Below are 1,644 nucleotides of genomic sequence, written 5' to 3' on the forward strand. Positions count from 1 at the left end.
GCATGACGATCCGAACCCGCAAACTGATTGGCACGATGGCGCTCATCGCGATGATCGCTGTCTATGCGCTCTTGGCGCTGGCGGTTGCCGTCGTGCTGCAGGTGCGCGAGGCGAATAAATTCGTCGAACTACTCTACTACGTCGTTGCGGGTTTGCTTTGGGTTCTGCCCGCAGGCGTCATCATCAAGTGGATGCAGAGGCCGGATGCCTAAGGCGGGGTCGCGATATTATGCGCCGGCGTTGAGTTCGTGCCCCAAGCCCCTTGGGCCAGACTTAAATCGCCGTAGCACATTCCAGAAGGCAAAGGGCGCACCCGACAATAACACCTTCACGTAGCGTCTGTCCTGAAAGTCACCATTGAGAGAGAGACGCGGCAAGGCCGTCAACGCCGTCTCGTGGCGCTCGTGGATCAGTCCTTTGCGGGTGGTGACCGCGGTCGCCAGTCCAAGTTCCGCGGCAGCGTCAAACTCACGACTCCCCGCACTCATCTCGCACCCATAGGGGTAACTGAAATGGCGGCAGGGGCGGCCAAGCTCGGCAGTAACTCGCGCGACACTTTCGGCAATCTCGCGCCGCATGCGCGCTGGCGCCAAATTCGCAAGTGCCAGATGATGCGTTGTATGCGCCCCAATGGTGATGAGGGGGTCGGCAGCGAGGGCGCGAATCTCATCCCAGTTCATGACGAGCCGAACGCACACTCCCGAAACATCGACGCCGGCCTCGCGGGCCAAGCGCCGGACAATGGCGCGGGCTCGATCCTCCGGCAGTTCGCGCAGCCACCAGTATATCTGGTCGAAGGCCTCGGTCTTCTCCTGGGCGCTCGACAATGCGAACGTGCGGCTCTTGCTGTTCATTTCAAGCGTAAGGGCCGAGGCTTGCCGGATGGCTTCCTCGAGATTGAGCCACCACAAGTCGCCGGTGCCGTCGGCAAAGCTAGATGGAACATAAATCGTAAACGGCACCCCGTGCCGCTTGAAGATGGGATAAGCGTAGTCCCGGTTGTCCTTGTAACCGTCATCGAGCGTAAACACCGCGAAGGGCTTGCGCCGCGAGTCCTTGGTGAGCCGTTCTGGGACATCGTCGAGGCCGATACAGTCAAAGCCGGCGGTCTTAACTACTGTGATCACGGTCTCGAGAAAGCCGGGCGTGACTTTGAGAATACCATTGGGCTCGAATGCCCGCGGCGCCACGGGCGTCACGTGATGAAGCATGAATATAACGCCGTTACCGCCGGTAAACGGCCGAATGAGGCCATCCGCGCCTGTGTAGTGCAGGGCAGAAAGGGCAGCCTTTAAGAGTCGTGTCGAACGGCGGCTCATACCAAGGTCAACGTGGGTTCTCGGATCCTGTCACGTTGCGAACCGGCAAGGGGCGGTGCAACAGCCCCTCGCAATGCAAGAGGCGTGCTGACCCACCTTCGCATGTCTGCGTATTGGTAAACGAGGCGATCGCCGTGGCGCTCACAGCATGCGGATGGGACTCGAGCCTTTGCGGGTTGCACGCATCAGGCGTTCGTTGGGAACCGCGGCGGGGGCAGGGGCCGATGCGCCGGATGGCTGCTGCAAGCGAACGATGACGATGTCGGTCACTTCAAAGCCGAGAAACGTGCCGGGCAGATCTTCAAGTACGCTCGCGGGCTTATTG

General features: G+C 60.6%; 3 protein-coding genes. 1 reads left to right on the plus strand and 2 read right to left on the minus strand.

Annotation, left to right across the window (positions count from 1 at the left end; translation table 11 throughout):
• On the plus strand, positions 1–212 hold a 212-nt coding region (locus WCE35_RS16295), incomplete at its 5' end, for a DUF2842 domain-containing protein (RefSeq protein WP_424594367.1).
• 15 nt (positions 213–227) lie between these two features.
• Here the strand turns inward: WCE35_RS16295 and WCE35_RS16300 are convergent.
• Positions 228–1,211 carry a polysaccharide deacetylase family protein gene (locus WCE35_RS16300; RefSeq protein WP_424594368.1) on the minus strand — a complete coding sequence of 328 codons (984 nt, stop codon included), beginning with the start codon at positions 1,209–1,211 and terminating at the stop codon, positions 228–230.
• A gap of 249 nt (positions 1,212–1,460) precedes the next feature.
• Positions 1,461–1,644: hypothetical protein (locus tag WCE35_RS16305; protein ID WP_424594369.1), on the minus strand; the 184-nt coding region annotated here is incomplete at its 5' end.

The sequence above is a fragment of the Bradyrhizobium sp. genome (assembly GCF_049691595.1).
GTDB lineage: Bacteria > Pseudomonadota > Alphaproteobacteria > Rhizobiales > Xanthobacteraceae > Bradyrhizobium.

Bases quoted from the DNA above. Each gene is read 5' to 3' on its own strand.
- WCE35_RS16300 (WP_424594368.1), bottom strand. From the start codon at position 1,211: ATGCTTCATCACGTGACGCCCGTGGCGCCGCGGGCATTCGAGCCCAAT.